The sequence below is a fragment of the Roseiarcus sp. genome, from assembly GCF_052145395.1.
Taxonomy (GTDB): domain Bacteria; phylum Pseudomonadota; class Alphaproteobacteria; order Rhizobiales; family Beijerinckiaceae; genus Roseiarcus.
Map to the genome: position 1 here is coordinate 1 of NZ_JBKQOT010000397.1, position 4,697 is coordinate 4,697.

The window sequence follows — 4,697 nt, forward strand, 5'->3', positions numbered from 1 at the left end:
CCGCCACGACATTGGCGAAAAACGTCCTCGATTCCTCCCATTGCCCCTCCCCGAATTTCGAGAGCCCCAAAAGGATGAGAACCCAAACGTCTGCGGCGGGGTCCTCAATCTTGGCCAAGATTTCCAACGCGCGCGCCGAATAGTGGTCGGAGATCTTGCGCAATCGGAACAGCCCAGCGATTCCCGCCAATGTTGCACAGCCGCGGGCAAGTTCTGGCGAGGGTCCAAGTCGCTCTGACAGATTGAGCGTGCTCATCGCCGCGTACAGCGTGCGAAGCCCGTCGCCTTGAAAAAAGTAGGTCTCGGCCAATGCCTCGTAGGCGAGAACCGCCTCGCGCAGAACGGCCTTCTCGGAGCAGGGGGTCTCGCGCCTCGAAGACCAGAATCGGCAGCGGACCAGTTTAGCGGTTTGCCCCAGCAATCCGAGCGCGACGCCGAGCGAATTCGCCGGCGCGGGAAATCCCGCCAACCTCAGGCCGGTCTCGCTGTGGGTGCGACAGTCCGCGTAGCGCGACAGGCCAAGGAACGCTCGGCCGAGGAGCAGGGAAAGATGAGCTATTTCGGCCTGGCTCATACCGAGGTCCGCACCCGAATGCGCCAAGTCGTGCGCGCGGGTGAGAAGCTCGGCCGCTTCCGCATTGGCGTAGCGCCTGATCGCGATCTCGCCGGCCGCGATCAAGTAACGGATCGCCTTGTCGGTTTTTTGCGCGTGAAGGAAATGTCGCCCGAGCAGCGCGCTGGCGTCCTCCGTATGTGGACGCGCCTCGATCCAGGAGCCGATGGCGTCGTGGATCTGACGGCGTTCGGCGAAGGACATCGTATTGTAGACGACGTCTCGCAGGACGGCGTGCCGGAATACGAATTCGTCAGGCCCGCGGCCCGAGGGTTCGATGACGCCCAATCCGATCAAGGCGGCGATGGATCGGTCAACCTCGGCCGGCGTCAGCGTCGGCGCGCCGACGGAACAAAGGTCTCGATCGAAGCTTGGCCCGACGACGCTCGCCGCTCTCAGCACAGAGACGTCTTGGTGACTGAGGCCGTCGAGGCGGCGCCGGATCACCCCCTCGATCGTGCCCGGCAATCCCTGCCGTTCGAGAATGTCGTCAAGCTCGCCTTTTGTGTTCGCAACCGACGATCGGGCCTGAACGGCGCCGTCAATGAAGAGAAGCCTGTTGGCGAAGGCCATGCGTGACAGTTCTTCAACGAAGAGCGGGTTTCCCCCGGTCCGGTCCCGGAACATCGCGGCCAGATCCTCGTCCGCCCTACGGGCGCCGAGCGTTCGCGCAAGGAGCGACCCCGTCTCCTCGGCGTTCATGGGCTCTAGGCGCAGCCACTGGACGTCCTCCAACCGCGCGAGGCTCTTGCGAACGGCGGGGTTCGCGTCGGGGCCGCGGGTGGCGCCGAGCAGCATGAGCGGCGCCCGGGACGCTCCCAGGTCGGCGAAGAAACTCAGCGAGGTCGGGTCCAGCCAGTGCATGTCCTCGGTGACCACCACAATCGGGACGCTTCTTGCGGCTTCGAGAAGCAGATCGCGGAGCAGGCGGGCCAGCGCATCGGCCCTCGGCTGCCCACGAAGGAGCACGGTCTCGTCATTGTCGACGGCTTCCAGTCCGAGCATGTCCCCGAGGAGGGGCGCCAAGCGGGCAAAGGCTCCGAGGCGGATGGTCGCATTCCCGGAGCGACCGTGGACGGGTTCGACCGCCGACCCCGGCGAGGATGACCGGCCGGCCGCGGCCCGAAGCGTCAGATCGCTGCGCTCGAGCAAATCCAGAAAGACGCGGCGCCACGCGAGATAGGCGGTCGTCTGGTCGGTGCTGTCGCCGGCGCCGGCCAGAACGATCATGCCGGCGTCGCTGGCTTCGTCGGCCGTGCGACTGACGAGCCTCGTCTTGCCGATCCCTGCGTCGCCCTCGATCACGACGACGCCGCCAATTCCCACGCGGGCTTTCGCCAAGCCGTCCGACAGGACGGAGAGCTCGTGCTCGCGTCCGATCACCGCCGATTCTTCAACGCCGCGCGCCGGTCCGGTCGGCCCGCCGACGTCGTAGGCTGCGTAGGCCGTGATCGGTTCCGGTTTGCCCTTGATCATCCGCGGCGTCAGCTTGCGGGCGATGACGCGGCCCGACTGCCGGCCGGCCTGTCTGGTCTCCTCGTCGCAAACGACGCCGGCGTTCAACTGCATCAGCCGTGCGGCAAGGTTCATGATCGGACCGACGAGCGCGAGCACGGCGCGGTCGGTCTTGGTCTGAAAGATCCCGGAGAAAACCCTGCCGGTGGCGATCCCGGTCGAACTCGTCAGCCCGAGCGCGCCCCACTCGCGGTGGAGCGTCAGGGCGGACCGCACGGCGCGGGCCGCGTCGTCCTCATGGGACCAGGGCGGCAATCCAAACACCGCGATGAAGGTGATCCCTTCGTCCCCGGCCGCAATCTCGTAGATCTGGCCTTCAAACCGAGTGAGGCACGACTGAACGCGTTGAGCGGCGTCCTGCAGCGTCGCCAGCGTATCCTCGGGCGAGGCGTACTCCGGGTGGCGAAGCGTCATGTAGGCCGCCGTGACCACACGGAACTCCCCGGGCCACAAGAACGGCTTATGGCCGCCGCTGAGCAGAATCTGAGGCACAACCTTTTGCAAAACTCCCGAGGGGACGCTGCCGGATTCAGGCGTCGCCTCAGGCGGGCTCGCGGGCCTGGCGACACCCACGACCCGCGCCGTTCCTTCGCCGAGGGGAATGCACTGGCAGCGGTCGCCCACGCGCTCGGAGGCAGACCGGCTGATCACGGTCTGCCCTGGGGCCGCGGTCCGCTCCGCGGCGCTAACGTCGGAAAGGGCCGGGCCCGCCAGAACGGTGTGCCATTCATCGTCTCTTCCGCCAATCTCGAAGTGGGAGAGCGAGCCGCAGCTGACGGCGCTTCGAAACCGCACCGGGGCTCCGTCGACCAGCCAGGAATCCGCCTCGCGATGAATTGTGGACGCCGCCTGAATGGCGAGGACAGTCGCCTCATCGAGAGGGAGTCCCGCGTGCACGAACCAGACGAAAGTTCCAGCATCGCCCTCCCAGCTGACGAGGTCGCCCCCTTGCGCCCAGGCGATCTCGGCCATCCGATTGATGACCCGGTTCAAGACGTCCGCGAGCTGTTCGGCCCCCGCGATACCGCTTTTCACCATCCGGTCGGTAAGCAGGGTGAAGCCGACGATGTCGGAACGCAGAATCGCCGCAGAGGCGCTGGACACGCTTGGGAAAGACCTACGACTCCGTGGGTCAAAAGCAGCCCGGCGGTGGCGCGGCAAGTACTTGAGCAGACTCTGGTCCTCTGCCGACGTTTCATCCGTCCAGGCGGAGCCGGGTTGGCCTCCCATGGTCACTGGACCCCCAAAAGCGTGTCGCCGCTCGGAAATTGCGGCCGCAGCATGGACGCACCATGCTTGTTGTCAATGCGTTATTCGCAAGGGGCCTGTCCCGGGGACCTCAGAGCGCGTCCGTTCGACAGGTAAGAAGGGGGTGTGGCAATCTCGCTGGCGCCCCTGATCGCCGCCCGCGATCATCCAGAAGGGCATTTGGCTCGGCGTGTCACGTTGCTGCTCGGCGAGCGCAATGCATCAACGCCTCAGGAATGGTGCAAATCGCGGCGGCAGGGCGTTGACGAATGTCCAGTCTACGTCGATCCGGGACGTTCAATCGTTGCTGATGAATGTCCGCTCTGGGCGGACACCGCGCCTACATGTGTCGCCGGGGAAAGCCCGCTTGCCCTCCCACTCGCGACGTTCGCAGCCGCGATCTGCAACGGCAGCTCTACGTCGACTCCGGCCGTCGGCGTTGGGGGCGCGCCGTCCCGAGAGGCGCCGGAAGGATGGCGGCGCCGAGAGGCCTACCGAATCGAGGTTTTGGACCTGCGGCAGGCCCGCGTGGAGGCTTGGGACGCCCTCGCCGTCAGAAGGTGGCGCAGACCGTCGAGTCGACCCGCAGCGGCGCATCTTCCTGATGGAATTGTTTCTTATAGGCGTCGCGCAGGGCCTCGATCTTGCCTTCGCTCGCGGCGTCCGCCTTGTAGAGGATGAGGAGCACGCGGGTCGCTTCGCGATAGATCCGCCCGTCGCCGGAACGCCATTGGCCATGCGCGTCGAAGACGGTGAGACCGTCGGGAAACCTCGGCGTCACCTCCGTGTCGAGAAACTTGGACCACGCCCGCTCCGTGACGAAGGGGCGTCCCTTGACGGAAGCGCCGAAATAAAGCTCGACCTGCTGGGTAGCCGAGGTCGGCGCTGCGCACCCTTCCGCGCGGGCCGGGAGCATCGGCAGGACGTCGGCGGAAGTCAGCGTCAGGGCTGCCGCAATTGCGCGCGCGATCGGCCGCGAACGCCGAAGACCCCATGGCCTTTCGCACACCTCCGACCCCTCCGACCCAATCGTCGAGATCTGAAGATTGCGGCGCGACCGGGTTGCGGTCAAGCGCGCTTAATTTTTTAGTGGCGAAGCGGGGGACGGCGGCGATGGCGGATGGCGATCCTCGGAAACAAGCGACAAGGGCCAAGGCCGTCGGCACTGCGCAGATGCCGGTCCTTGATCGTCGGCTCTGCGAACGGCTCATATCCGAACCTTTGCTGATGGGGTGGACGGCGCCCCGTACGGCATCAAGCGTGCCAAGATGGTCGTCGTTGAAAGCGCCATCTGGAAGGGAGCCGTCCGTGGGCAAGTCTA

Annotated in this window: 2 protein-coding genes; both read right to left on the reverse strand. The window is 65.9% G+C overall.

Translation table 11 applies throughout. The features are described 5' to 3' along the window. Window positions 1–3,232 (reverse strand): AAA family ATPase (locus tag ACLP25_RS13290; protein WP_442469666.1); only part of this gene is annotated, 3,232 nt, incomplete at its 3' end. 697 nt (window positions 3,233–3,929) lie between these two features. Next, window positions 3,930–4,385 (reverse strand): DUF3574 domain-containing protein, encoded by a 456-nt coding sequence (locus tag ACLP25_RS13295; protein WP_442469667.1) that lies wholly within the window; start codon window positions 4,383–4,385, stop codon window positions 3,930–3,932. Window positions 4,386–4,697: the final 312 nt, after the last annotated feature.